Raw genomic sequence first — 24,670 nt, forward strand, 5'->3', positions numbered from 1 at the left:
GGAAGCGTGCTCGAAGCACGGGGGAGTCGAGGGGCGGTCAGCGGCGCAGGGCGGCCGCAGTCTCGCGCAGTCGCGCATGCAGTCCGCGGTAAGTCTCGCGCGCGGGCAGCCACTCCTTGCGGAGCTTGGCCACGCACGTGTAGTTGGTGTCGCACACGTTGGCCAACGGCGATTCCACCGTCTGGGTTGCGTACTGGTACGCGTCGAGTTCGCCGAACCCGTAGTCGCGCACCAGCCACTGCACCAGGTCGAGCTGCGATATCCGGAAGGCGTCCTCCAGCGGACGCGCCGACCCCGTCGAGACGATGTGCGTGTCCGACTCCAGCCGGGGCCACGGCGTCGCGATCCCCTTCAGCAGCTCGACGATCACCACGGTGTTCATCGCGCACTCCACGGCCACCCCGCAGGTCTCGCCCTCGCCCTGCCGGGCGTGCCCGTCGCCGAGGCTGAGCAGCGCGCCCTCGACGTTGACCCCGAGATAGCAGGTGACGCCGGCCCGCATCTCGGGCGTGTCCATGTTCCCGCCGTGCGCGTCCGGCACCAGGGCCGAGCGCACCTCCAGATTGGCGGGCGCCACCCCGACCGTGCCGTGCATCGGGTCCAGCGGCAGCTCCAGCTCGATGTCGCCCTCGTGCGCCCGGAACAGAGCCGTGCGCCGGGTGCGGTCCAGCTGCCAGATCCAGACCTTCTCCGGCAGCGGCGGCTGGAGAGCGGCCGTGGTGTGCGTCGAGGTGAGGGCACCGAACAGGGGGACCGTCGTCGACGCCGCCCAGTCCCGGGCCGGTTCGATCGACACGAAGTGCACGGCGACGGTGTCGCCCGGCTCCGCGCCCTCGATGTGGAAGGGCCCGGTCTGCGGGTTGAGGAAGGGGAACTCGCACACCTCGGACACCAGGTCCTTCTCGGACCGTATCCGTCCGGCGAAACAGTCCTCCGTGTACAGGTCGAGTACCGTGCCGGGCGCGATCCGCGCCACCGGCGGCGCCCCGCCGAACGTCCAGGCGTACTCGTCCGGTCCGGGGCGGACGGTGAGGATCCGGGGGTCGGTCATTGCGGTGTTGCTCCGTTCTGTGGGGCGAGGATGCCGGAGGTGCCCTCTTCGAGGTGGACCCGCGCGGTCTCGGCTATGCGCTCGGGGTGACGCCGGATCAGCACCAGGAGGACGACCGCCCCGATCGCCATCCAGACGCCGACCACCGGACCGGCGTACGACACCGGGGCGGTCAGCTTCGTCACGAAGTCGAAGACGGGCAGTCCGGCCGCGGTGAGCAGGGCGGGGACGAAGGCCACGATGCCCAGCAGCGGGAGGAGCAGGTGCCTTATGGGCTTGAGGGACGGGCGGCCGCGACGCAGGAAGTAGCCCGCGCAGGCGAGGTTGACGACGATGTAGACGCCGATGACGACCGTGACGATCACCGTGGCCAGCAACAGGAACGCGGTCACCGGGTCGTAGCCGAACCCCAGCCCCAGCACGGCGCCGACCGCCACGACCGTCTGGACCGCGATGCCGGCGACAGGGGAGCGGTACCGGGGATGGAGGGTGGCCAGGACGCGCGGCAGGACCCGGATCCGGGCCAGTGCGAAGGCCGTCCGTGTGGACACGTTGGCGCAGGCGTTGGCGTTGGCGATCGTCGAGTTCACGACCGCGAGGAACACCAGCACCCAGAAGAGCCCGAAGGAGGCCCGGGCGACGCCCTCCCAGGACGCCTCGCCCGCCGCTCCGAAGGAGGCGAACCTGTCGGGGCCGAAGTACACGGTCATCGCATAGGTCGTCAGCACGTAGAACAGGCCGATCCCCAGGGCCGCGCCGAGCACCGCGCGGTGCATCGTGCGGCGCGGGTCGCGGGTCTCCTCGGCGAGCGGCGCGGCCGCCTCGAAGCCGGCGAACGCCAGCACGGTGTAGACGGAGCCGGCGAAGACCCCGCTGATCCCTCCGTAACCGTCCGCCGTGTGCGAAGTGCCGAACACGGACAGGGTGTTGTGGCCGCCGGCCCTGATGATCAGCCACCCGGCGAAGACCAGGAACACCGCGATCTCGAAGATCCCGAGGACCGTCCCGAAGCGGGCCGAGGCACGCACCCCCAGATACCCGGCGACGGCGATGACGGCGGCGCCGGCCAGTGCCCACGGCCACCACAGGCCGGCCGGGCAGGAGGCCCACTCGTCATGCAGGGTCCCCGCCGCGGTGAACCCGAGCTGGAGCAGCAGCAACGGCGGAACCAGCGCTTCCACGAACACATAGCCCCAGCCGACCAGGAACCCCATGGCCGGATGCAGCCCCCGCGCCGCGTACGTGGCCACGGAACCTGCGGCCGGTAACTCCCGCGCCAGCTCGGCCACGCATGACGCGGTGAACAGACAGGCCACCAGAGCGATCACCACGGCCAGCGGCAGACTGCCCCCGGCGAACGCCGCCCCCGACGGAATGGACGCGGCGACAGCGGCGGCAGGCGCCATCGCCGTCACGCTCTGGAACAGCACCTCCCGCAGCCCCACCGCGTCGCGCCGCAGTCCCACGGCCGCCTCTCCCGACATACGTCCCCCCTGACGTGCGTGTTCCCCTCGTTCCGGCGGATGCCTCGCGTGAATCACGGTACGGCGCTCGCGGGTTGGGCAGAAGAGCGCCCGGGGGTTCCGTGGACAGGGCCGGGACTGTGGACAACTTCCTCACCCGGACGGGTGAAGGGGAGCGTGAGGCGGCCGCGCCTCGGTCAGACCCGCTCCGCCACCGTCGCCGGATCGTCCAGGACGGCCCGGACCACCGAGTGGGCCGCGCCCAGGAGGGGGCCCTCGTGACCCAGGCGGGAGACGGAGACCGGACAGGCGGGGCCTGTCGTGCGGTCGGCCAGCTCGGCTTCCAGGGACGGCAGGAGCCAGGGGGCGAGGCCGGCCAGGGCGCCGCCGAGGACCACGGACTCGGGGTCGAGGAGGTTGACGGCGCCGGTCAGGGCGATGCCCAGGGCCGTACCGGCGTCCTGCAGGGCGCGGCGGACACCCTCGTGGTCCGCGCCCGCCTGCTGTGCGAGCAGACCCACCGCGTCCTGCCGGGATTCGAGGCCGGCCGCGCGCAGCACCGCCTCCTCACCGGCGTACTGCTCCAGGCACCCGCGCCCGCCACAGGCGCAGCGCGGCCCCTCGGGGTGGACCGGCACATGACCCAGCTCGCCCGCGAAACCGCGTTTCCCGCGCAGCAGTTGTCCGTCCACGACGACGGCGGCGCCGATGCCGATCTCCGCGGACACGTGCAGGAAGTCGCGCGGCGTGGCTTCCCCCAGCCACAGCTCGGCCAGCGCGCCGAAGTTGGCCTCGTTGTCCACCGTCAGCGGGAGGCCGGCGGGCAGCAGCGCACCGAGGTCGGTGCCGTGCCAGTCGAGGTTCGGGGCATGCACGACCGTGTGCCCGTCGCGGGCCACCAGGCCGGGGACGGCGACCGCGAGACCGGCGGGCCACAGGCCGTCCCGTTCCGCGTCCGCCACGACCCGCCGGACCAGCCCGGTCAGCTCCTCCAGCACCGGGCGCGGATCCCGGCCCCGGTTCGCGCCGTGCCGCACGGCACGCGCGCGTACCTCGCCGCGCAGGTCCACCGCGCACACGGCGAGGTGGTCGACCCCGACCTCCGCCCCGATACCGGCCGGGCCGTGCCCGCTCACCGCGAGCGCCGAACCCGGCCGCCCGACCCGGCTGGGGCGCTCGGGGCCCAGCTCCTCCAGGAGCCCCCACCGGATCAGCTCGTCGACGAGGGTCGACACGGCCGCTCTGGTGAGGCCGATGCGTGAGGCGACCGCGGCCCGCGACAGCGAGCCCTCCGCGCTGACCGCGTGCATCACGCGCGCGAGGTTGCGCCGGCGCATGCCCTGCTGGGTGTCCGGCAGGGCACGGCCGGTCGCCGTCGGGCGGGCCTCGTGCAGCGGTGCGGTCATGCCTCCATCAATCCTCAGTTCCCCGGGACGGTTCCGCGGCCGGCCTGCTGCGCGGTCAGCGGTTCTCCGGTGCCCGCTCCAGCAGCGGGGCCGCGTCGGAGAGTACCCCGGAGATCCTGGCCAGCGTCGCCGCGTCCCGCTCCACCGCGTCCAGCACCGGCCCCGCGGCCGTGTTCCAGCGCCGTGCCACCGCCGCCGGGTCCTCGCCGGTGAGCAGCCCGGCCGCCTGTGCGGCGGCGCCGAGGGCGACGAGCTCCTTCGCCTCGGGCACCTGCACCGGCCGCCCCGAAAGCCGCCGAACCGTCTCCTGCCAGGCCCGGCCCCGGGCACCGCCGCCGATCAGCAGCAACGGGGTGGTCCGGTCGGCGTCCTCGTCGAGCACCAGGTCCAGGGCGCCCAGCAGGGCGTGCACGGCGCCGTCGTAGGCGGCCTGCAGGAGCTGGCCCGCGGTGGTGTCGTGGCGCAGGCCGTGCAGCAGCCCGGAGGCGTGGGGCAGATTCGGGGTCCGCTCGCCGTCCAGGTACGGCAGCAGGGTCACCGAGGTGCCGGGTTCGACGGCCTCGCGGTCCAGGCCGAGCAGCGCCGCGACCCGGTCGACCGCGAGGGTGCAGTTCAGGGTGCAGGCGAGCGGCAGCCAGTCGCCGTGCGCGTCGGCGAAGCCCGCCACCGTGCCGGTCGGATCGGCCGGCCGGTGCTTGGAGACGGCGTACACCGTGCCCGAGGTGCCCAGGCTCAGCACGGGGGTGCCGGGGCGCAGTCCGAGCCCCAGCGCGGCCGCCGCGTTGTCACCGGTGCCGGGCGCCACCAGGGTGCCCTTGGAGAACGGCAGGTCGTGACTGTCGCGCACGGTGCCGGCGACCTCGCCGGGCCGGACCACCCGGGGCAGGAAGGCCGGGTCCAGGCCCACATGGGCCAGGGTCTCCTCGTCGTACGCCTCGGTCGCCGACGCCCACCAGCCGGTGCCGGAGGCGTCGCCGCGGTCGGTCGTGCCCTGCCCGGTCAGCCGCTCGGTGAGGTAGTCGTGGGGGAGCCGTACGGCCCTGGTCGCGCGGACCGCCTCCGGCTCGTGCTCCGCGAGCCAGGCCCACTTGGTGACCGTGAACGACGCGCCCGGCACACTCCCGGTGCGCTCCGCCCAGGCCTTCGGGCCGCCCAGCTCCTCGATCAGCCGCTGGGCCTGCGGCGCCGAACGGACGTCGTTCCAGAGCAGTGCCGGCCGCACCGGCTCGCCGTGCTCGTCCAGCGTGACCAGACCGTGCTGCTGCCCGCCGATCGACACGGCCGCCGCCTCGTGCGCGGCGTCCCCGCACTGGCGCAGCGCCTCGCACAGCGCGTCCCACCACTGGCGCGGATCACTCTCCCGGCCCGCCCCGGTGGTCACGGTGTGCGGCGCCTGGCCGCTCGCCACCACCTCGCCGGTGGCGGCGTCGACGACCAGCGCCTTGGTGGACTGGGTGGACGTGTCCACGCCGACGACGAGCGGACCCTCGGCTGCTGACATCGGGCTCTCCCTTTTTCCGCGGCTCGCGGTTTATCTGACCTGCAGTTTTCCCGGTTCGTCGGGGTGTCGCGACCCGGTTTTCGTCCTTCGGGGACAGGGTGACCCTTCCCAGGGACGCGTCGGCATACTAATTTGTAAACCGCGATGACGAAATAGTCGGCACGACAGTCATCCACCCGTCATCCACCGCAGTCATCGAGCACAGCCCCCGAGCAAGGAGCCGCGGCATGAGCTTCCAGCCCACCCCCGAGGACAGGTTCACCTTCGGCCTGTGGACCGTCGGCTGGCAGGGAAGGGACCCGTTCGGCGACGCCACCCGCCGCGCCCTCGACCCCGTCGAGACGGTCCAGCGTCTGTCCGAACTGGGCGCCCACGGTGTGACGTTCCACGACGACGACCTGATCCCCTTCGGGTCCTCGGACACCGAGCGCGAATCGCACATCAAGCGCTTCCGCCAGGCCCTCGACGCGACCGGCATGAAGGTGCCGATGGCCACCACCAACCTCTTCACCCACCCGGTCTTCAAGGACGGCGCGTTCACCGCGAACGACCGCGAGGTGCGCCGTTACGCGCTGCGCAAGACCATCCGCAACATCGACCTGGCCGTCGAGCTGGGCGCCGAGACGTACGTCGCCTGGGGCGGCCGTGAGGGCGCCGAGTCCGGCGCCGCCAAGGACGTGCGGGTCGCCCTCGACCGCATGAAGGAGGCCTTCGACCTCCTCGGCGAGTACGTCACCTCCCAGGGCTACGACCTGCGTTTCGCGATCGAGCCCAAGCCGAACGAGCCGCGCGGCGACATCCTGCTCCCCACCGTCGGCCACGCCCTCGCGTTCATCGAGCGCCTGGAGCGCCCCGAGCTGTACGGCGTCAACCCCGAGGTGGGCCACGAGCAGATGGCCGGCCTGAACTTCCCGCACGGCATCGCGCAGGCCCTGTGGGCGGGCAAGCTCTTCCACATCGACCTCAACGGCCAGTCCGGCATCAAGTACGACCAGGACCTGCGCTTCGGCGCCGGCGATCTGCGGGCCGCCTTCTGGCTGGTCGACCTCCTGGAGAGCGCCGGCTACGCGGGCCCGAAGCACTTCGACTTCAAGCCGCCGCGGACCGAGGACCTCGACGGCGTATGGGCGTCGGCCGCCGGCTGCATGCGCAACTACCTGATCCTCAAGGAGCGTGCGGCCGCCTTCCGTGCGGACCCGGAGGTCCAGGAGGCCCTGCGCGCCTCCCGTCTGGACCAGCTGGCCCAGCCGACCGCCGCGGACGGCCTCCAGTCGCTCCTCGCCGACCGTACGGCCTTCGAGGAGTTCGACGCGGACGCGACCGCCGCGCGCGGGATGGCCTTCGAGCGGCTCGACCAGCTGGCGATGGACCACCTGCTGGGCGCCCGGGGCTGAACACGCACGCGCGCGTGCGGGCTGCTTCGAAGCGGACGCCCGCACGCGCGTGTGTGTCGTCACGCGTGCATGCACGGCCGGTTCTCACCGGAAATGCTCCGGAATCGTGCGGTCCGTGGCATGAGTCCGTGTCAACTCCGGTGCGGGGCTCGCGCGATGGCCGGAACGCGGTGACTCTTGGCGGTATGGCCATGCCGCCCGTACCGCCTCGACCGCCCGGCCCGCCGGATGGCACTCCGCCTCCCGGCGGCTACGACCCGCCTCCGCACGGGGGTTTCGGACCGCCCCCGGGCGACGGCTTCGGAACGTCGTCCGGCGGCGGCTTCGGCCCGCCCCCGGACGACGTGTCCGAGCTGCCCCCGCACGCCGGTTTCGGTGCCCCGCCCGGCGGCCAGGACCCGCCCACCGCCGTCGGCTGGATGCCACCACGGCCACCGAAGCCGCCCCGCCGGCGCAGGGGCCCGCTGTTCGCCGTCCTGGTCCTGCTGGTGGCCGCGGTGGCCGTCGCCGCCGTCGTGCTGATGGCGTCCGGCGGCGACGGCTCGACCGACAAGAAGCCCGCCGAGAGCAGTCCGGGCACGTCCGGCTCGGCCCGGCCCTCGTTCAGCCTGCCGACCGAGCTGCCCAGCAGTCTGCCGTCGAGTCTGCCGAGCGAGCTCCCTTCGCAATGGCCCTCGGAGCTGCCCAGCGAGCTGCCGAGCGGTCTGGACTCCCTCCTGCCCTCGCTGCTGGGGTAGCCACAGCTTCTCGGGTCACGGCTCCCCGGGTCACAGCCCCTTGGGCAGCCGGACGTACACCAGGGTCGTCTCGATGCCGCTGTCGACGAGGCGGCCCTGCGCGTCGAAGGCGCCCGCGCCGTCGGTCATCCCGAAGTCGTTGTCGTTGATCAGGGCGAGCGTGTCGTGGTCCACGCGCGCGATGCCCTCGATCTTCAACGGCATCCCGGTCACCGTGTTCAGGTCGACCACAAGCCGCTTGCCGAGCACCGGGACGCAGGCGGCGGCCGGGTCGTCCAGCTGCTCCAGCGACGGGGACGTGGTGTCGTCGTCGTAGGCACCGCCGAGGATGTCCGACCTGTGGTCCAGCTTCACCTCCTCCAGCCGCGCCGCCTTGTCGGTGCGCTCCTCGACCAGCAGCCGGTCGCCGCCGACGGCCATGATCGACGAGATTTTCAGCTCGGAGGTGTCGTCCTCGCTCGGGTCCACCACGTTCACCGGGTCGAAGCGGTAGGCGTACTCGGCCGTGACCGCCTTCTTGCGGGGCGAGAAGCGCAGCAGACGGGTGGTGCGCGAGGCGTCCCCGGCGTCCCCGTCGGGCAGGGAGAGCGGGCTCTGCAGGGCCAGCACGAGGTCCCCGTCGGGCAGCAGGGCCAGCCCCTCGAAGCCGCGGTTGATCTTCCGGTGCAGGAAGACGGACGGCAGGGCCTCGACCACCGGGTAGTCGGTGCCGGTGAGGTTCAGCCCCTCGGGCACGTACCGGGTGAGTACCTTCCCGCGCGCGGAGACGTGGACGAGCGACGGGCCGTACTCGTCGACGAGCCAGAAGGTGCCGTCCGCGGCGCGCACGATGCCCTCGGTGTCGAGGCCGTTCGGGTTGTACGACAGCGCCGTCTTCGCGTCGTAGGAGTACGGCGCCTCGTCCCGGCCCGCCTGGTCGGACAGCCCGGTGACGGCCTTGCCGGAGGACGTGGTCACCGGGATCGCGTCGATCACCTTGAGGGTGTCGCCGGAGACGCGGATCTTCACGATCGCCGGGTCGAAACCGGGCACCGGGAAGGTCCGGCGCTTCTTGCCGTCCACCTTGATCTGGCCGTTGGGGCCGCGGTCGGTGACCGTCCAGTATTCGCCCTTGCGGCCGGCCGGGTAGATGTCGCTGCCGATGCCGCCGAGGTCCACACCCCGGTCGTTGTCCACACTGCCCGGGAGCAGCGCGTTACTGAAGGCGCCGAGCGGGATGTCGCCGAGGGTGGCGGTGCGGGTGACGTGCGCCTCGCCGGACGACGAGGCCTCGGCCGTGCCCGCCGCCACGAGGGCGGCGGCCAGAGCCAGCGGCAGTCCCGTCGTGACGGAGCGGTGGACGCGGCGTCTGCCGGTGGCGTGCGGGGACATCAGGCCTCCTGGTGACAAGTTCGTTGGCAGCGGCCAGAGTTGGGCCTCAGGAGGAACACCGGTCGACCGGTCGGTGAACGGAGGGCGACCGCCACTCGGCGGATCACCGGTTTCGGCCCCTCGGCGGCGGACCGTCGGATTCCGCAGCCCGCGCCCGCTCCCGGCCGCTCCCGCAGCCTCCGCTCCGGTGCGCCTACCGCAGCGTCCGCTCCGGTGCGCCTACCGCAGTGTCCGGAACCACCGCACCACGGCGGCGGTTCCCGCCTGCTGGGAACCGAGATGGCGGGAACCGCCGTAGTCCGGGGTGCCGAGGTCGACCAGCGGGGCGTCGACGCCGTGGGCACGCAGGGCGGCGTGGCAGTAGGCCGTGTTCGAGTTGACGGCCTGCTCGTCCCCGTCGGCGTAGTAGAGCCTGACCGGAGCCCGCGGCACCCAGTCGGTGCACACGCCGTCCGTGACGCGCAGGGCCGCCGCCAGCCGCCCGGCGGGGTGGGCCAGCATCGCCCGGCCCTGGGCGGTGAGCAGCGCGTCGAGGGAGTCCGGGGTGCCGGCCACGACCTCCTGACCGGTGTGCGTGCCGTCCAGCAGGCCTTCGATCGTCCGGTCGTACGGCGCCCGGAACACCTGGGCCGGTGTGTCGTACAGGTGGTGCAGGCGGTTGAAGGCGACCAGGAACAGCGCCGTGTAGATCACACTCGCCTTCGGGTCCGCCCGTCCGGCCAGCAGCGCCGGCAGCGCCGCGTCCCGGAACGCGTAGGCGCCGCTGACGGGTGCCACCGCGCGGAGCCGGAACCAGCCGTCGGCCCCCTCCTGCAGCGACCGGGCCAGCCCCAGGGCCGCCGAGGCACCCTGGGAGAAGCCGGTGGCCAGCACCCCACGGCGCAACTCCCGGCCCTTCCGCGCCGCGACGGTGCGGGACGCGCGCAGCATGTCCAGAGCGGCCGTCGTCTCCGAGGGCACGTCCATCCAGGGGTGGGGGCCGGGGCCCAGGCCCAGTCCGAGGTAGTCGGGGAGCACCGCGGCGAACCCGGCGGACGCATAGGTCAGGGCGGGTGCCTGGTCCCAGACCTCGGCAGAGACGGAGGCGACGTCGCCCTTGAACAGTTCGGTGCCGTGCGTGAACGACACCGCCTGCAACCGCCGTTCACCATCGCGCGGCAGGGCCAGCAGCCCGCTGGCCGTGGTGGGCCGGCCGTACGGATCCACCGTGCGGTACACGATCCGGAAGGTGTCCAGGCCGTAGCGCACGGCGCCGGTGTCCCAGGAGCCCTCCTCGTCCCCCGTCAGCTCGGCCGCGACCTGCCGGGCGGTCAGCGTCCGCAGGCGCTCCACGGACACCACCGTGCCCCGCGACACCTGTGTCCCCGCCGGGGCGACGACGGCAGCCGCCGGTGCGTCCGATCCCTGCGCGACCACGGCCGTCGCGCTGCTCGCCGTCAGTGCCGCCGACACCGCCGAGATCACCAGTATCCTGCTCATTCGCTTCATGCCGTGACCGTACGAATCCCCGCAGTCATCGGCCATCCGGCCAACCGGCCTGTGCGGGTGGGGTTTTCCGCAAGGCTCTTCGAAGGGTTTGCCGGAGGGCCGAGTCGCCCCGGAACGTCCGGCGCTGCAACCGGCCCGGAGTGGTTACGCTGAGAGCGGGACTGCTTCACAATCTGTTCGACTCGGCACTCGTCGCTCAGGGCCCAGTAGGGGTCGCTCGTCAGGGATGTCTCAGGGTCGCGGTCCGGAACCGCGGGCAGCGCGGGCCCGTTTTCAGATCAGAGAGCGGCAATGGCCGCGAAGGAGGCGACGCTGATGTCGAAGAACGCGAAGATCGCCGCAGGGGGTGTGGCGGTCGGGCTCATCCTGCTGATATGGCTGCCCTGGTGGGTGACGTTCCTGATCGTGGTGGGCGTCCCGGTGGCCGCGTACCTCGCCCTCGACCCCTCGCAGCGGCGCAGGCTGCGCCGGGTCACGCGCAAGGAGATCGGCCGCTGAGCCGCCCGCCCGGGGCCGCATGACCCGCCGTACCTGCGGCGGGATGCGGACCGGGAGGGCTCACAGGGGTCGTACGGCCATCTTGTCGAGGGCTTCCAGGAGGCCGGGGAGCTCGGGGCCCCGGCCGACCGGCAGGACCTCGCCGGGTTCCTCGTCGAGGAGCACGAAGGCGATGTCGTCGGTGCGGGCCACCAGCGACCAGCCGGGCCCGTCGGCGCGCAGCGTCCGGGCGTCGCCCGGGGCGAACGACGAGCGGACCCGACCCAGCGGCGGAGGCGTGTCCACGTAGGCCCACGCCTCGGCCAGGACACGCCGGATCCCGAGGTGGCCCTTCGGGGCCTCCTCGGCGTCCTCAGCGGCCTCCTCGGAGGCGTCTGAGGGACCGGCCGCCGGTGCCGGGAAGTGGTCGTCGCTGATCTGCTCCCGCCAGATCGCCCACTGGAGGGCGATCTCGTCCGCGCCCAGCCGCCGCTGTGCCGGACCCCAGATGCTGGTGTCCGGCGGGGTCAGCGGGGCCTGGTCCGCCACCTCCGGGCCGGGGTCGTGCGGCGAGGGCACGTTGGGAGCCGCCACGGCGACCGCCAGCGGCCAGCCGGGCAGGGCGGCGACCACCGTGCGTTCGTCCGGCGACAGGTCGTACTCCATGCCGCAGTCCCAGGACGCGATGGCGACAGCGACCAGCGAGACGTCGTCGATGACGACCGTCCAGCGCGCCCCTTCGCCGTCCTGGCCGAGTACCAGGCCGTACCCGTCGGCGCGCGGTGCCAGCGCCAGCGCCGCGCATGCCTCCGGATAGTCGTCGCCCAGCACACTCGGAAACTTCGCCGGCGTCAGCAGCACCGCCGTGAGCACGTACAGTGCCTCGTCCGCGGCGACGGCCTCCTCGTCGGTCCCGGCCATCCCTGCCTCCCCAGTGGTTCGTCCAACGGCGCGCACCCTAGTGCGACGGGAAGGCCGTTGTCACGACCGGTCTCCACACGCGAGCTGCAGTTTTCCACCGGGATCGGACGAAACCACCTCGGCGCCACAGAAGAGCGATGATCCAAGCGGTACCGAAGGGTCAGGCCACGGGCAGCCCGAGAAGATCGCGAGCCACCGTCGCCGGCGACTCGTCGCGCTCCCGGGCCAGAGCGACCACGGCCCGGCACGCCAGCTCGCTCACCCCGAAGGACAGCGCCTCCGGCGGCACCCAGCCCGCCGCCTCCTCCATCCGCTCCTGGTCGTCCACCGCCCGGGCCGCGACATAGACGGCCGCGGCCTCGAACAAGTTGTGCGCCCGCCGCTCACGGCTCGCCCGCCGCTCCGGCACCTCCGTGCCCTCGGCGCCTCGAAATCTGCCTGCGTACCTGCGGATCCGGTCGAACACGCGGGCTCCTTCCCCCTGTCGGCTGTCGCCTCCGAACATGTGCCTTCCCCTGTCGAAACTAGAGATGAAGCTCCGGCGACAGAAGAGGGCGCCGCCCCGGTGACTCAGCCGGCCTCGGCTTCGAGCGAGGCGCTGGTGGCGCGCAGCCAGGCGAGTTCGGCGCGGCTCGTGGCGCGCGCGACGGTCAGGACGCCGCGGCGGAACGGGTCGTCCACCTCCCACCGGCGACCGGACCCGGTCTCGCGGCCGGTGCTCACCGAGGCGAACCTCGACGCCTTCGCCGCGGCGGTCACCGGCTAGCGTCCGCGGACCGCCAGCGCCAGGAACCGGGCGTCCTCGTCCACGTACGACGTCAGGCGCCAGCCCGAACCGGTCAGCAGCGGGCCGAGGTTGCCCTCCGCACGCAGGTCCTCCGGCGTGATCTGCCGGCCCTGCCGGGCCGCCAGGGCGGACCGGCCGATGGGGTGGAACAGGGCCAGGGAGCCACCGGGGCGGACCACGCGCGCCAACTCCCGCAGGTTCTCCGCCGGACGGGGCAGATGGGCGATCAGGCCCGCGGCGAACACGGCGTCGAGGGACTCCGACCGCATCGGCAGCGCGGCGACGTCGGCGAGCAGCAACCGCCCGGCACGGTCCCGGCCGGCCCGTCTGGCGGCCTGGAGCATCGCCGGGGTGAGATCCATCCCGAGGACCGCTCCGGTGGGTCCCACGGCCCGGCGGAGCGGCGGCAGGGCGCGCCCGGTGCCGCACCCCGCGTCGAGCACCCGGTCGCCCGCGCGCAGCCTCAGATCGGCGACCGCGGCCGCGTACGCGGGACCGTCGTCGGGGAACCTGCTGTCCCAGTCGGCCGCCCGCGCGGTGAAGAACTCCCGGACATGTGTGTGGTCATCGCTCATGGTCCGCATGATCCCTCACCGTCACGGAGGACGACCCAGCGCGCACGTTCGAGCTGGACGCGATCGTTCCGGCACATCTCTGAGTCATATTGCAACACCTTTCGAAATGCGCCCCCTTTGTGCGCCCGTGCCCCCTAGCGTCCCTGAGCCATGGGACATCTGGACCACGCCACCTTCGGCTGGCTGACCCCCGTGCTGTCGTACGCCATGGCCTGCATAGGCGCCGCACTGGGGCTGCGCTGCACCGTCCGCGCGCTCGGCAGCACCGGCCGCTCGCGCCGCAACTGGCTGCTCACCGCGGCCTCCGCGATCGGCACCGGCATCTGGACCATGCACTTCGTGGCCATGCTCGGTTTCAGCGTCAGCGGCACCGACATCCGCTACGACGTACCGCTGACCATCCTCAGCCTGCTCGTCGCCGTGGTCGTCGTCAGCGCCGGCGTCTTCGCCGTCGGCTACAGCCGGGACCACAACCGGGCGCTCCTGCTGGGCGGACTCACCACCGGGCTGGGCGTCGCCAGCATGCACTACCTCGGCATGGCGGCCGTCCGGCTGCACGGCGCCGTGCGCTACGACCCGATGCTCGTCGCGCTCTCCGTCCTCATCGCCGTGGTCGCCGCGACCGCGGCCCTGTGGGCGGCCCTCAACATCAGGTCGCCCGTCGCGGTCACCGCCGCCTCCCTGGTCATGGGAGCGGCCGTCAGCAGCATGCACTACACCGGGATGTTCGCGGTCAGCGTGCGCGTCACGCCCTCCGGCAGCCCCCTGCCCGGGGCCACGGCGATGCAGTTCATCTTCCCCCTCGCCGTCGGCCTCGGGTCCTACCTGTTCCTCACCTCGGCCTTCGTCGCGCTCTCGCCCACGGCCGGGGAGCGCGAGGCGTCCGCCTCGGCCCAGCGGCCCGTCACGGGCGCCGCACGCTGACCCGGCGCCGACCCACCTTTCCTGAGCGAGGAGGCCATGCGTACATCCCGTAGGACCCCCACAGCAGGCCCGGAGACACCGTCAGCGCGGCCGCCGCGCGGCCGCCGCGCGCACGCCGGACCACCCGCCGAAGAACCGGTCGACGACCTCGTCGGCATCGCGGCGGACAACGCGCCCACGCGACCCGCAGGCTGGCGGCTGCGCCCACGGACCGTGCGGGCCAAGGTGGTCTGCCTGCTCATGGTGCCGGTCATGTCCCTGCTCGCCCTGTGGGCGTACGCCACGGTCACCACGGCACAGGACGTCTCCCGGCTGCGCCAGTCCCAGCGCGTCGACGCCGCGCTGCGCACCCCGGTCGCCGCCGCCGTCGCCGCGCTCCAGGCCGAGCGGGCCGCCGCGGTCCGGTACGCGACCGACCCCGCCGCAGAACAGACCGCCGACCTCAGGAGGCTCGGCGCCCTCACCGATCAGGCCGTGGCCGCGCTACGGCTCGGCAAGGACAGCACCGTCGCCGACAGCGAGGAACTGCCCTCCGGTGTCGCCCAGCGCCTGAAGGCCTTCGTCACCGGCGCCGAACAACTGCGCACCCTGCGGCGGGCGGTGCAGAACCGCGGCACCGGCTGGGACGCGGCCTACGGGCAGTACACGCAGGCCATTGACTCGGCCTTCGCCGTGGACGGCGCCCTCACCGGCATCCAGGCCGACGACATGGGCTCCGACGCGCGCGTGCTGCTCGAACTCTCCCGCGCGGGAGAGGCGCTGGCCCAAGAGGACGCGGTCCTCGGCGGTGCCCGGCTGGCCGGTGGCCTCGACGGCGAGCGACTGAGGCTGTTCACCGGTTCCGTCGACACCCGCCGCGTCCTCACCGACGCGGCCGTCCCCGATCTGCCCGGGGCCCAGCGCACCGCGTGGCACCGGCTCGCCGACGGCGACGACTACACCGCGCTGAGCGCCGCCGAGGACAGGATCCTCGCGAGCTCACCCGGAGCCAAGGCGGCCGACGCGGTCCCGGAAGCCACCTGGAACACCGCGCACACGGGCGTGCAGGACGGCATGCGGAACGTCCAGGCCGGCACGGCACACGCGGTGGCGGGCCGGGCCGATCCGTTCGCCCGCGGGCTGCTCACCCCGGCAGGCGCCGCCGTCCTGTTCGGTCTGCTCGCCGTGGTCGCCTCGCTCGTGATCTCCGTTCGCATCGGTCGCGGCCTCGTCGTCGAGCTGGTGAGCCTGCGCAACAGCGCCCTGGAGATCGCCCGCCGCAAACTCCCCGAGGCGATGCGCAGACTGCGGGCCGGCGAGGAGATCGACGTGCGCGCGGAGGCGCCCCCGGGACCGCCCGCGGAGGACGAGACCGGACAGGTCGCCGAGGCCCTCGGCACCGTGCACCGTGCCGCCCTGCGCGCCGCCGTGGAGCGCGCCGAACTCGCCAGCGGCATCTCGGGAGTCTTCGTCAACCTCGCCCGCCGCAGCCAGATCCTGGTCCACCGCCAGCTGAGCCTGCTGGACAGCATGGAACGCCGCTCCGACGACCCCGGCGAACTGAGCGACCTCTTCCGCCTCGACCACCTCACCACACGGATGCGCCGCCACGCGGAGAGCCTGATCATCCTGTCCGGAGCCGCCCCCGGCCGGGCCTGGCGGATGCCCGTGTCCCTCACCAACGTCGTACGGGCGGCCGTGTCCGAAGTCGAGGACTACGCGCGCGTGGAGGTACGACAGCTCCCCGAGGCGGCCGTCATCGGCGCGGCCGTCGCCGACCTCACACACCTGCTCGCCGAGGTCGTGGAGAACGCCGCCCAGTTCTCGCCGCCGCACACACGCGTGCGCATCATCGGAGAGCCTGTCGGCAACGGCTACGCCCTGGAGGTCGAGGACCGCGGGCTCGGCATGGGCCCGGAGACCCTCGCCGAGGCCAACCGGCGCATCGAGCAGTCCGAGGCACTCGACCTGTTCGACAGCGACCGGCTCGGCCTCTTCGTGGTCAGCAGGCTCGCGGCCCGCCACGGCATCAAGGTGCATCTGCGCACGTCCCCGTACGGCGGCACCACCGCGGTGGTCCTCTTGCCGAAGGCCCTGCTGCACGGCGGCTCGGCGGAACGTCCGATCCGCCCGGCGGCCGACACCGAACAGGCACCGGCACGCGCCTACGCGCGCGTGCCCGGCGCCGCTCTCCCGGAGCCCGCCCCCGCCGGCCGGCCCGCCCTCGCCGCCACCCACACCTCACCGCGCCCCGCGCCCGAACCCCCGCCCCCCGGAGTCACCACCTTGAGGCCGCACCGCCCACCGCACGACTCCGAGCCCTCCGACGACGACCTGCCACGCCGGGTACGGCAGGCGAGCCTCGCCCCCCAACTGCGCGACCCCCGCACCGAGGAGCCGGCGCCCGCCCGCGGCGGGGACGAGCGCACCCCCGAACTCGTCCGCGACCGGATGGCCGCCTACCGCGACGGCTGGGTGCGCGGCGGGGGCAGACAACCCGGCCGCGGAGCCGCCCCGCGAGCCGAAGACGGCACCGACAGCACCGAAGGAGACCGCCCATGATCCAGGACCCGAGCACGAGGGCAGACCGGCGCTCCGGCGAACTCGACTGGCTGCTGGACGACCTGGTACTGCGCGTCACCGAGGTACGGCACGCCGTGGTGCTGTCCAACGACGGCCTCGCCGTCGGTGCCTCGACCGGCCTCAAACGCGAGGACGCCGAGCACCTCGCCGCCGTGGCCTCCGGCTTCAACAGCCTCGCCAAGGGCGCCGGGCGGCACTTCGGGGCGGGCGGGGTGCGCCAGACCATGGTCGAGATGGACGACGCCTTCCTCTTCGTGGCCGCCGCGGGCGACGGCTCCTGCCTCGCCCTGCTCACCGACGTGACCGCCGACATCGGCCTGGTCGCCTACGAGATGGCCCGCCTGGTCAAACGCGTGGGCGAGCACCTCTACACCGCGCCGCGCGTATCCGCCCGGCCGCCCGCCGCCGGCTGAGCCGGAAGACCGCCACCGATGACCGAGTACACGACCGACGCCCCGCGCGAGCCGGGCAGCCAGTGGTACGACAGCGAGGCCGGGCCTCTGGTCCGCCCCTACGCCATGACCGGGGGCCGCACCAAACCCGGCCCCACCGGCGTCAAGTTCGACCTGATCGCCCTGGTCACGCTCGACCCGGGCGCGGTCGGCACCGACGACGACGCCGCGCTCGGCCCCGAACACCGGGCGCTGGTCGACCTGTGCCGGCTGGAGACGCAGTCCGTCGCCGAACTCGCCGCCGGCGCCGACCTCCCCGTGGGCGTGGTCCGGGTGCTCCTGGGCGACCTGCTGGAACTGGGCCGGGTCACGGTGAGCCGCCCGGTGCCCCCGGCCCAGCTGCCTGACGAACGGATTCTGCGCGAGGTCATCGAGGGATTGCGGGCACTGTAGATGAGCATCCGGAACCAACCGGGCGCGAGCCGGTCAGAACAGACGCGTTCCGGTCCAACCGTCCGCGACGGGGCGGCAGTTGTCATGATGCTGGCTTCGCACCATCCCGTGCCGCTTCGCGGCTGTCCCGACGTCTGCCGCAGCAGGTTCTCCAAGCCCTCCCGAGAGCCCTCCCGAGAGAAGTGATCATGGTCTCCGAGCACTCCGAGTCCACCGCCGACGACGCATCGGCCATGGCGCTCAAGATATTGGTCGCCGGCGGCTTCGGCGTCGGGAAGACGACCCTGGTCGGCGCCGTCAGCGAGATCCGGCCGCTGCGCACCGAGGAAATGCTCAGCGAAGCGGGCCAGCTGGTGGACGACACGGACGGCGTGGACCAGAAGGTCACCACCACCGTCGCCATGGACTTCGGCCGCATCACCATCCGCTCCGGCCTCTCCCTGTACCTCTTCGGCACCCCGGGCCAGGACCGCTTCTGGTTCCTCTGGGACGAGCTCTCGCAAGGAGCACTCGGCGCCGTCGTCCTCGCCGACACCCGGCGCCTCGAGGACTGCTTCCCGGCGGTCGACTACTTCGAGCACCGGCACATCCCGTTCGTCGTCGCCGTCAACTGCTTCACCGGCGCCCGCACTTACGGCGCCGCTGACGTCTGCCGCGCCCTCGACCTGGACCAGGGCACGCCCGTGGTCCTGTGCGACGCCCGGGACCGGGACTCCGGCAAGGAGGTGCTGATCCGGCTCGTCGAGTACGCCGGACGGATGCACACCGCCCGGCTCCTCGACTCGGTGGGCTGAGCCTCAGCCCGTGAGGTCCTTGAGCGCCACCACCTTCTCCACGGTGACCCGGACCAGCAGCTCGCCGGGGACGCCGTTGCGGGCGCCGAACTCCTCCGCACGCTCCGCCCCCATGTAGCGAGCAGAGATCCGGGTGGCCGAATCACGGAGTTCGCCCAGGTCCTCCGACAGCCGGGCGCGCCCGTTCAGCACCACGAAGTGGAAGGGGGGCCGGTCGTCGTCCACACAGAGGGCGACACGCCCGTCACGGGCGAGATTGCGCCCTTTCACGGTGTCCTTGCCGGTGTTGAAGACCAGCTCGTCCCCGTCCAGCAGAAACCAGATGGGGGCCACATGCGGGCTGCCATCGGCGTTGACGGTGGACAGTTTGCCGGTGCGGGTGCCGTGCGAGACGAACGCCCGCCATTCCTCGTCGGTCATCTTCTCTGCCATGTCCCCATCCTCCTTGCCCGGACGCCGGTGGTGGGGAAGGCTGGCGGAGAGATCCTCCAGCCAGGGGGAGACGCTACACGGGGAGACGCTACGACATGGCGCAGAACCAGGGACTCGGCTGGCTGCTCGACGACCTGACCGAGCGCGTGGAGCACGTACGGCACGCGCTGGTCCTGTCGAACGACGGACTGGTCACAGGAGCGAGCACAGGACTACGCAGGGAGGACGCGGAGCATCTGGCGGCCGTCGCCTCCGGGCTGCACAGCCTCGCCAAGGGCTCCGGACGCCACTTCGGCGCGGGCCAGGTCCGCCAGACGATGATCGAGTACGACGAGGCGGTCCTGTTCGTCACCGCGGCCGGAGCCGGCAGCTGCCTGTGCGTGCTCAGCGGCGCGGAGGCCGACATCGGCCAGATCGCCTATGAGATGACCCTGCTGGTCAACCGCGTCGGAGAACACCTCGGAGTGGACGCCCGGCAACCGGAGCGTTCCTCCGTCGTAGACCTCTGACCTGCTGATTCATCCCCGGCGGTGGAGTTATCCACAGGCCCGCCACGAGTCTCGCCGAAACGGCTACGGTCTTTTCCACGGCGAGCGCACCGGGCGCGAGCCACCCACTCCACGGGGGAGTACGACCATGTCCGGCACCACCCTCACCCAGTCCCGCCCGCTCACCTGCCCGCCGAGCCGCGCCGCCCGAGAACTGGGCCTCAAGCGGGGCGAGTTCGATCTCGCGGTACACCTCGGACGGATCCGCACCGTACCCGACGAGGGAGGCGGCGGAGGCCGCCGCGTCCCACGGACCGAGATCGACCGGCTCCAGGGCCGGGCCGAAGCCCTCCGCGAGAGCGTGCAGGCCGTGGGGACGACCGAGGGAGCGGCCCTGATGGGGATCCCTGCGGGCAGGTTCACCCGCGTGGCGAAACTCGGCCTGGTGACTCCGGTGAAGTGGTACCCGAACCGCTACCGGGCCGTGGTCTGGCTCTACCTGGCGGAGGAGCTACGGCTGTTCGCGGCCGACGAGAAGAACACGCGGCTGCTCACCGGCCGTACGCCCGCGGAGCTGAGCGACCGGCTGAGGGCGGGCGCGGACCAGCGGGCCCGCAACTGGCGCGGACGCCACTGCGGTTTCCTGCTGAGGCAGGCGGACGGGCCGTGGGAGCGGGCCGGGGTGGTGGCCGGCTTCCTGGACGCCGGTGAGATCGACGACGTGCTCACGGACCCTTACGAACGCGCCCATGTCACGGCCTCGCGGCCGGCACCGCCCGCCCACGGCGCACCGGGCTCGCCGGCCGCGCAGCTCGCCGAGGAGCTCATGACGGCGGCCGATCCGGACGAGATCGACTGGTTCAGGCACGACCTGGCCAGGGAAGTGGCGCAAGCCCGCACGCACCGGTTGGCGCCCCGCCCCGCCGCACCGTCCCGGCACCCCGCGCCCGGCAGGCCGAAACCCTTCCCGGGCCTGCGCGGCTGGCTGCTGCGCAGAAACCCGCGGCCCGCCCACTGACCGGCGGCCCGGACTGACCGGCGGCCCCGACCGAGTCCGCTACAGCGCGCGGAACAGCCCCTCCTGGACGACCGACACCAGCAGCCGCCCGTCGAGGTCGTAGACCCGCCCGCGGGCCAGGCCCAGCCCGCCCGTGGCGATGGGGGACTCCTGCTCGTACAGGAACCACTCGTCCGCGCGGAACGGCCGGTGGAACCACATGGCGTGGTCGAGTGAGGCGATGTCGAAGTTCCGCTGCCCCCACAGCGGCTCGACGGGGACACGGACCGCGTCCAGGAGGGTCATGTCGCTGGCGTAGGTCAGCGCGCAGGTGTGCACCAGAGGATCGTCGCCCAGCGGGCCGACCGCGCGCATCCACACCGCGCTGCGCGGCTCGGCGCCCGCTATCTCCTCGGGGTGCCAGCGCAGCCGGTCGACGTAGCGGATGTCGAAGGGCTGGCGGCGCGCCATCCGCTCCAGCTGCTCGGGCAGCTCGCCCAGATGCTTGCGGATCTCCTCGGCGAGCGTCGGCAGCGTCTCCGGGTGCGGCACATCGCGGAAGGGCGGCAGCTGGTGCTCGAAAGCTCCCACCTCAGGCTTGTGGAAGGAGGCGGTCAGATTGAAGATCGTGCGGCCCTGCTGCACGGCGGTGACCCGGCGTGTCGTGAACGACCGCCCGTCCCGGACCCGTTCGACCTGGTACACGATCGGCACGCCCGGCCGGCCCGGGCGCAGGAAGTACGCGTGCAGCGAGTGCACCGGCCGGTCGCCCTCCGTGGTGCGGCTGGCGGCGACCAGCGCCTGGCCTGCCACCTGGCCGCCGAAGACCCGCTGGAGGGATTCCTGGGGGCTGCGGCCACGGAAGATGTTGACCTCGATCTGCTCCAGGTCGAGCAGGTCGACCAGTCTCTCGGCCGGGTTGGTCATGGGTTGGATTCTCCTGTGCCGGTGCCTGTACTCGAACCTGTTCCGGGGCCTGTGCTCAGAGCTGGCCGACATCGGTGACGCGCACGACCGCGCGGCCCTCTGCGTCGGAGGCCGTCAGGTCGATCTCCGCGCTGATGCCCCAGTCGTGGTCGTCGTTCGGGTCGTCGAAGATCTGGCGGACGCGCCACAGCGCGTTCTGCGGCTCCTCCTGGATCACGAGCAGCTTGGGGCCGCGCGCGTCGGGGCCGGTGCCCAGGTCCTCGTACTCGTCCCAGTACTTGTCCATCGCCTCGCCCCAGGCCTCGGCGTCCCAGCCGGACTCCGCGTCCATATCGCCCAGTTCGTCGACCTGGTCGAGGGCGGCGAGCTCCACGCGGCGGAACATCGCGTTGCGGACCAGGACCCGGAAGGCGCGCGCGTTGGCGGTGACGGGCTTGACCTCGTCGGCCTTCTCCTGGGCCTCCTCGGCGGTCATCTCCTCCGGGTTGGCGAGCTGCTCCCACTCGTCCAGCAGGCTGGAGTCGACCTGGCGGACCGTCTCGCCCAGCCACTCGATCAGGTCCTGCAGGTCCTCGGACTTCAGGTCGTCCGGGATGTTGTGGTCGAGGGCCTTGTAGGCGCTCGCGAGGTAGCGCAGCACGATCCCCTCGGTGCGGGCCAGCTCGTAGAGCGACACCAACTCGGTGAAGGTCAGCGCCCGTTCGTACATGTCCCGGATGACCGACTTCGGCGACAGCGGATGGTCGCCGACCCAGGGGTGGCTCTTGCGGTAGGTGTTGTACGCATGGAAGAGCAGCTCTTCCAGGGGCTTCGGGTAGGTGATGTCCTGGAGGCGCTCCATGCGCTCCTCGTACTCGACGCCGTCCGCCTTCATCGCGGCCACGGCCTCGCCCTTCGCCTTGTTCATCTGGGCGGCCAGGATCTGGCGCGGGTCGTCCAGGGTGGACTCCACGACGGACACCATGTCGAGGGCGTACGAGGGCGATTCGGGGTCGAGGAGTTCGAACGCGGCGAGGGCGAACGTGGACAGCGGCTGGTTGAGCGCGAAGTCCTGCTGGAGGTCGACCGTGAGACGGACGATGCGGCCGGTGGCGTCGGGCTCGTCGAGCTTCTCGACGATGCCGCCGTCGAGCAGCGAACGATAGATCGCGATCGCCCGGCGGATGTGCCGCAGCTGCTGCTTGCGCGGCTCGTGGTTGTCCTCCAGCAGGTGGCGCATCGCGTCGAAGGCGTTGCCCGGGCGGGCGATCACCGACAGCAGCATCGTGTGCGTCACCCGGAAACGCGAGGTCAGCGGCTCCGGCTCGGACGCGATCAGCTTCTCGAAGGTGTTCTCCGTCCAGCCGACGAAGCCCTCCGGCGCCTTCTTGCGCACCACCTTGCGCCGCTTCTTCGGGTCGTCGCCCGCCTTCGCCAGCGCCTTCTCGTTCTCGATGACGTGCTCGGGGGCCTGCGCGACCACCAGACCGGCGGTGTCGAAGCCGGCCCGGCCCGCGCGGCCGGCGATCTGGTGGAACTCCCGGGCGCGCAGGGTGCGCACCCGGTTGCCGTCGTACTTGGTGAGGGCGGTGAACAGCACCGTACGGATGGGCACGTTGACGCCCACGCCCAGGGTGTCGGTGCCGCAGATGACCTTCAGCAGACCGGCCTGCGCGAGCTTCTCCACCAGGCGCCGGTACTTGGGCAGCATGCCGGCGTGGTGCACGCCGATGCCGTGCCGGACGTACCGGGAGAGGTTCTGGCCGAACTTGGTGGTGAAGCGGAAGTTGCCGATCAGCTCGGCGATCTGCTCCTTCTCCTCCTTCGAGCACATGTTGATGCTCATCAGCGCCTGCGCCCGCTCCACCGCCTGTGCCTGCGTGAAGTGCACGATGTACACCGGCGCCTGCCGGCTCTCCAGGAGCTCCGTGAGCGTCTCGGTCATCGGGGTCAGCTGGTACTCGTAGGAGAGCGGCACCGGGCGGGTCGCCGAGCGGACCACCGCGGTGGGGCGGCCGGTGCGGCGGGCCAGGTCCTTCTCGAAGAAGGAGACGTCGCCGAGGGTGGCCGACATGAGGATGAACTGCGCCTGGGGCAGTTCGAGGAGCGGGATCTGCCACGCCCAGCCGCGGTCGCCCTCCGCGTAGAAGTGGAACTCGTCCATGACGACCTGGCCGACGTCCGCCTGCTTGCCGTCGCGCAGCGCGATGGAGGCGAGCACCTCGGCGGTGCAGCAGATGACGGGCGCGTCCGAGTTCACGGAGGCGTCGCCGGTGAGCATGCCGACGTTCTCGGTGCCGAAGAGCTTGCACAGCTCGAAGAACTTCTCCGACACCAGCGCCTTGATCGGGGCCGTGTAGAAGGTGACCTCGTCCCGGGCCAGCGCGGCGAAGTGCGCACCCGCGGCGATCATGCTCTTGCCCGAGCCGGTCGGCGTCGACACGATCACGTTCGCCCCGGAGACCGCCTCGATCAGCGCCTCCTCCTGGTGGGGGTAGAGCGTGAGACCGCGCTCCTGGGCCCATGCCTCGAAGGCTTCGTACAGGGCGTCGGGGTCGGCGGTCGGCGGCAGCTGATCGATGAGGGTCACGCCCCCATCTTGCCTGGCCCACCCGCCGAGGGGGGAATCGGCTTCGAGCACGAAGATCACGGCCGCTACGCTGTGTCGCCGACGGAGCGTCAACGCACCCGGTCAACTGGACAGCGGGATACGAGGAATGGGGCGGGGAACGGCCATGATGGGACCAGCACACTCACTGTCGGGAGCTGCCGCCTGGCTCGGCGTAGGAGCCGCGGCGGCCGCGACCGGGCATACGATGCCCTGGCCGGTGCTCCTGGTAGGGGCGCTGATCTGCGCCGGGGCCGCGCTCGCCCCGGACCTCGACCACAAGGCGGCGACCATCTCGCGGGCCTTCGGACCGCTCTCGCGCTGGGTCTGCGAGATCGTGGACAAGCTCTCCTACGCCGTCTACAAGGCGACCCGGATGGCGGGCGACCCGCGCCGCAACGGCGGGCACCGGACGCTGACGCACACCTGGGTGTGGGCGGCGCTGATCGGCGGGAGCTGCTCGGCCGCGGCGATCCTCGGCGGCCGCTGGGCGGTGCTGGCGATCCTCTTCGCGCACATGGTGCTGGCGATCGAGGGCCTGCTGTGGCGGGCGGCGCGCGGCTCCAGCAGCGACATCCTGGTGTGGCTGCTGGCGGCGACCAGCGCCTGGATCCTGGCCGGCACCCTGGACAAGCCGGGCAACGGCTCGGACTGGCTGTTCACCCAGCCCGGCCAGGAGTACCTGTGGCTGGGGCTGCCGGTGGTGCTGGGGGCGCTGGTGCACGACATCGGGGACGCGCTGACCGTCTCCGGCTGCCCGGTCCTGTGGCCCATCCCGATCGGCCGCAGGCGCTGGTACCCGATCGGCCCGCCGAAGGCGATGCGTTTCCGCGCCGGCAGCTGGGTCGAGCTGAAGGTGCTCATGCCGGTGTTCATGGTGCTCGGCGGCATAGGCTGCGCGGCCGCTCTGAACGTGATCTGACCCGAGGCCCGGCAGGCCACC

Annotated in this window: 23 protein-coding genes and 1 pseudogene; 11 read left to right on the forward strand and 13 right to left on the reverse strand. The window is 72.4% G+C overall.

Features of this window, described 5'->3' with window-relative positions:
* Positions 1–37: 37 nt before the first annotated feature.
* The 4 genes from SSP29_RS43160 to xylB all read right to left on the reverse strand — a co-directional run bounded on the left by SSP29_RS43160 (position 38) and on the right by xylB (position 5,421).
* A complete protein-coding gene (locus SSP29_RS43160) occupies positions 38–1,051 on the reverse strand; it encodes an acetamidase/formamidase family protein (RefSeq protein ID WP_089106428.1) in 1,014 nt (337 codons plus the stop codon).
* A complete protein-coding gene (locus SSP29_RS43165) occupies positions 1,048–2,535 on the reverse strand; it encodes an APC family permease (RefSeq protein ID WP_089106429.1) in 1,488 nt (495 codons plus the stop codon). Before SSP29_RS43165 ends, SSP29_RS43160 begins: the two co-directional genes overlap by 4 nt.
* Positions 2,536–2,711: 176 nt before the next feature.
* Positions 2,712–3,920, reverse strand: a complete 1,209-nt coding sequence (locus tag SSP29_RS43170) for an ROK family transcriptional regulator (protein ID WP_089106430.1) — start codon at positions 3,918–3,920, stop codon at positions 2,712–2,714.
* Between the two features lie 55 nt (positions 3,921–3,975).
* Complete coding sequence (gene xylB, locus SSP29_RS43175) at positions 3,976–5,421, reverse strand: xylulokinase (protein WP_089106431.1); 1,446 nt, start codon at positions 5,419–5,421, stop codon at positions 3,976–3,978.
* A gap of 227 nt (positions 5,422–5,648) precedes the next feature.
* On the opposite strand from xylB, the gene xylA reads away from it, so the two are divergent.
* A complete protein-coding gene (xylA, locus tag SSP29_RS43180) occupies positions 5,649–6,815 on the forward strand; it encodes a xylose isomerase (RefSeq protein WP_089106432.1) in 1,167 nt (388 codons plus the stop codon).
* A 185-nt stretch (positions 6,816–7,000) separates the two neighbouring features.
* Positions 7,001–7,552 (forward strand): hypothetical protein, encoded by a 552-nt coding sequence (locus SSP29_RS43185; protein WP_089106433.1) that lies wholly within the window; start codon positions 7,001–7,003, stop codon positions 7,550–7,552.
* Between the two features lie 30 nt (positions 7,553–7,582).
* On the opposite strand, the gene SSP29_RS43190 is transcribed toward SSP29_RS43185, so the two are convergent.
* The gene (locus tag SSP29_RS43190) at positions 7,583–8,923 is read right to left on the reverse strand and encodes an esterase-like activity of phytase family protein (protein WP_089106434.1); all 1,341 of its coding nucleotides are present in this window, start codon (positions 8,921–8,923) and stop codon (positions 7,583–7,585) included.
* A 219-nt stretch (positions 8,924–9,142) separates the two neighbouring features.
* Complete coding sequence (locus SSP29_RS43195; protein WP_245883523.1) at positions 9,143–10,411, reverse strand: alpha/beta hydrolase family protein; 1,269 nt, start codon at positions 10,409–10,411, stop codon at positions 9,143–9,145.
* A 315-nt stretch (positions 10,412–10,726) separates the two neighbouring features.
* On the opposite strand from SSP29_RS43195, the gene SSP29_RS43200 reads away from it, so the two are divergent.
* On the forward strand, positions 10,727–10,909 hold the full coding sequence (locus SSP29_RS43200; protein ID WP_089106542.1) for a tail-anchor membrane protein: 183 nt from the start codon (positions 10,727–10,729) through the stop codon (positions 10,907–10,909).
* 60 nt (positions 10,910–10,969) lie between these two features.
* Here SSP29_RS43200 and SSP29_RS43205 read toward each other — a convergent pair whose 3' ends face one another.
* From SSP29_RS43205 to SSP29_RS43220, 4 genes and pseudogenes are all read right to left on the reverse strand, one after another.
* Positions 10,970–11,809 carry a hypothetical protein gene (locus SSP29_RS43205; RefSeq protein WP_089106435.1) on the reverse strand — a complete coding sequence of 280 codons (840 nt, stop codon included), beginning with the start codon at positions 11,807–11,809 and terminating at the stop codon, positions 10,970–10,972.
* 160 nt (positions 11,810–11,969) lie between these two features.
* Positions 11,970–12,275 carry a hypothetical protein gene (locus SSP29_RS43210; protein ID WP_089106436.1) on the reverse strand — a complete coding sequence of 102 codons (306 nt, stop codon included), beginning with the start codon at positions 12,273–12,275 and terminating at the stop codon, positions 11,970–11,972.
* 104 nt (positions 12,276–12,379) lie between these two features.
* Positions 12,380–12,502, reverse strand: a pseudogene (locus tag SSP29_RS57570) (PadR family transcriptional regulator); the annotation flags it as partial.
* Between the two features lie 69 nt (positions 12,503–12,571).
* On the reverse strand, positions 12,572–13,180 hold the full coding sequence (locus SSP29_RS43220; RefSeq protein ID WP_150136056.1) for a class I SAM-dependent methyltransferase: 609 nt from the start codon (positions 13,178–13,180) through the stop codon (positions 12,572–12,574).
* A gap of 141 nt (positions 13,181–13,321) precedes the next feature.
* Between SSP29_RS43220 and SSP29_RS43225 the strand changes: the two genes are divergently transcribed.
* The 5 genes from SSP29_RS43225 (at position 13,322) to SSP29_RS43245 (ending at position 18,296) form a co-directional block, all read left to right on the forward strand.
* Complete coding sequence (locus SSP29_RS43225) at positions 13,322–14,095, forward strand: MHYT domain-containing protein (RefSeq protein ID WP_089106438.1); 774 nt, start codon at positions 13,322–13,324, stop codon at positions 14,093–14,095.
* A gap of 36 nt (positions 14,096–14,131) precedes the next feature.
* The gene (locus SSP29_RS43230) at positions 14,132–16,636 is read left to right on the forward strand and encodes a sensor histidine kinase (RefSeq protein ID WP_089106439.1); all 2,505 of its coding nucleotides are present in this window, start codon (positions 14,132–14,134) and stop codon (positions 16,634–16,636) included.
* Positions 16,633–17,070 carry a roadblock/LC7 domain-containing protein gene (locus SSP29_RS43235; RefSeq protein WP_089106440.1) on the forward strand — a complete coding sequence of 146 codons (438 nt, stop codon included), beginning with the start codon at positions 16,633–16,635 and terminating at the stop codon, positions 17,068–17,070. The genes SSP29_RS43230 and SSP29_RS43235 overlap by 4 nt, the downstream gene beginning before the upstream one ends.
* Positions 17,071–17,088: 18 nt before the next feature.
* A complete protein-coding gene (locus tag SSP29_RS43240) occupies positions 17,089–17,502 on the forward strand; it encodes a DUF742 domain-containing protein (RefSeq protein ID WP_089106441.1) in 414 nt (137 codons plus the stop codon).
* Between the two features lie 188 nt (positions 17,503–17,690).
* Positions 17,691–18,296: a GTP-binding protein gene (locus SSP29_RS43245; RefSeq protein WP_089106543.1), complete on the forward strand. Its 606-nt coding sequence runs from the start codon at positions 17,691–17,693 to the stop codon at positions 18,294–18,296.
* A gap of 3 nt (positions 18,297–18,299) precedes the next feature.
* Here the strand turns inward: SSP29_RS43245 and SSP29_RS43250 are convergent, their stop codons facing one another.
* On the reverse strand, positions 18,300–18,728 hold the full coding sequence (locus SSP29_RS43250) for a PPOX class F420-dependent oxidoreductase (protein ID WP_089106442.1): 429 nt from the start codon (positions 18,726–18,728) through the stop codon (positions 18,300–18,302).
* A gap of 95 nt (positions 18,729–18,823) precedes the next feature.
* On the opposite strand from SSP29_RS43250, the gene SSP29_RS43255 reads away from it, so the two are divergent.
* Positions 18,824–19,237: a roadblock/LC7 domain-containing protein gene (locus tag SSP29_RS43255; protein WP_089106443.1), complete on the forward strand. Its 414-nt coding sequence runs from the start codon at positions 18,824–18,826 to the stop codon at positions 19,235–19,237.
* A 127-nt stretch (positions 19,238–19,364) separates the two neighbouring features.
* Positions 19,365–20,234: a DUF6397 family protein gene (locus SSP29_RS43260; protein ID WP_089106444.1), complete on the forward strand. Its 870-nt coding sequence runs from the start codon at positions 19,365–19,367 to the stop codon at positions 20,232–20,234.
* A gap of 39 nt (positions 20,235–20,273) precedes the next feature.
* Here SSP29_RS43260 and SSP29_RS43265 read toward each other — a convergent pair whose 3' ends face one another.
* Positions 20,274–21,140: an acyl-CoA thioesterase gene (locus tag SSP29_RS43265; protein ID WP_089106445.1), complete on the reverse strand. Its 867-nt coding sequence runs from the start codon at positions 21,138–21,140 to the stop codon at positions 20,274–20,276.
* Between the two features lie 55 nt (positions 21,141–21,195).
* On the reverse strand, positions 21,196–23,709 hold the full coding sequence (locus SSP29_RS43270; RefSeq protein WP_089106446.1) for a DEAD/DEAH box helicase: 2,514 nt from the start codon (positions 23,707–23,709) through the stop codon (positions 21,196–21,198).
* A gap of 145 nt (positions 23,710–23,854) precedes the next feature.
* On the opposite strand from SSP29_RS43270, the gene SSP29_RS43275 reads away from it, so the two are divergent.
* Positions 23,855–24,649 (forward strand): metal-dependent hydrolase, encoded by a 795-nt coding sequence (locus SSP29_RS43275; protein WP_089106447.1) that lies wholly within the window; start codon positions 23,855–23,857, stop codon positions 24,647–24,649.
* Positions 24,650–24,670 lie beyond the last annotated feature (21 nt).

Source organism: Streptomyces hyaluromycini (assembly GCF_002217755.1).
Classification (GTDB): domain Bacteria; phylum Actinomycetota; class Actinomycetes; order Streptomycetales; family Streptomycetaceae; genus Streptomyces; species Streptomyces hyaluromycini.

Bases quoted from the DNA above. Each gene is read 5' to 3' on its own strand.
- SSP29_RS43160 (WP_089106428.1), bottom strand. From the start codon at position 1,051: ATGACCGACCCCCGGATCCTCACCGTCCGCCCCGGACCGGACGAGTAC.
- SSP29_RS43165 (WP_089106429.1), bottom strand. From the start codon at position 2,535: ATGTCGGGAGAGGCGGCCGTGGGACTGCGGCGCGACGCGGTGGGGCTG.
- SSP29_RS43170 (WP_089106430.1), bottom strand. From the start codon at position 3,920: ATGACCGCACCGCTGCACGAGGCCCGCCCGACGGCGACCGGCCGTGCC.
- xylB (WP_089106431.1), bottom strand. From the start codon at position 5,421: ATGTCAGCAGCCGAGGGTCCGCTCGTCGTCGGCGTGGACACGTCCACC.
- xylA (WP_089106432.1), top strand. From the start codon at position 5,649: ATGAGCTTCCAGCCCACCCCCGAGGACAGGTTCACCTTCGGCCTGTGG.
- SSP29_RS43185 (WP_089106433.1), top strand. From the start codon at position 7,001: ATGGCCATGCCGCCCGTACCGCCTCGACCGCCCGGCCCGCCGGATGGC.
- SSP29_RS43190 (WP_089106434.1), bottom strand. From the start codon at position 8,923: ATGTCCCCGCACGCCACCGGCAGACGCCGCGTCCACCGCTCCGTCACG.
- SSP29_RS43195 (WP_245883523.1), bottom strand. From the start codon at position 10,411: ATGAAGCGAATGAGCAGGATACTGGTGATCTCGGCGGTGTCGGCGGCA.
- SSP29_RS43200 (WP_089106542.1), top strand. From the start codon at position 10,727: ATGTCGAAGAACGCGAAGATCGCCGCAGGGGGTGTGGCGGTCGGGCTC.
- SSP29_RS43205 (WP_089106435.1), bottom strand. From the start codon at position 11,809: ATGGCCGGGACCGACGAGGAGGCCGTCGCCGCGGACGAGGCACTGTAC.
- SSP29_RS43220 (WP_150136056.1), bottom strand. From the start codon at position 13,180: ATGCGGACCATGAGCGATGACCACACACATGTCCGGGAGTTCTTCACC.
- SSP29_RS43225 (WP_089106438.1), top strand. From the start codon at position 13,322: ATGGGACATCTGGACCACGCCACCTTCGGCTGGCTGACCCCCGTGCTG.
- SSP29_RS43230 (WP_089106439.1), top strand. From the start codon at position 14,132: ATGCGTACATCCCGTAGGACCCCCACAGCAGGCCCGGAGACACCGTCA.
- SSP29_RS43235 (WP_089106440.1), top strand. From the start codon at position 16,633: ATGATCCAGGACCCGAGCACGAGGGCAGACCGGCGCTCCGGCGAACTC.
- SSP29_RS43240 (WP_089106441.1), top strand. From the start codon at position 17,089: ATGACCGAGTACACGACCGACGCCCCGCGCGAGCCGGGCAGCCAGTGG.
- SSP29_RS43245 (WP_089106543.1), top strand. From the start codon at position 17,691: ATGGTCTCCGAGCACTCCGAGTCCACCGCCGACGACGCATCGGCCATG.
- SSP29_RS43250 (WP_089106442.1), bottom strand. From the start codon at position 18,728: ATGGCAGAGAAGATGACCGACGAGGAATGGCGGGCGTTCGTCTCGCAC.
- SSP29_RS43255 (WP_089106443.1), top strand. From the start codon at position 18,824: ATGGCGCAGAACCAGGGACTCGGCTGGCTGCTCGACGACCTGACCGAG.
- SSP29_RS43260 (WP_089106444.1), top strand. From the start codon at position 19,365: ATGTCCGGCACCACCCTCACCCAGTCCCGCCCGCTCACCTGCCCGCCG.
- SSP29_RS43265 (WP_089106445.1), bottom strand. From the start codon at position 21,140: ATGACCAACCCGGCCGAGAGACTGGTCGACCTGCTCGACCTGGAGCAG.
- SSP29_RS43275 (WP_089106447.1), top strand. From the start codon at position 23,855: ATGATGGGACCAGCACACTCACTGTCGGGAGCTGCCGCCTGGCTCGGC.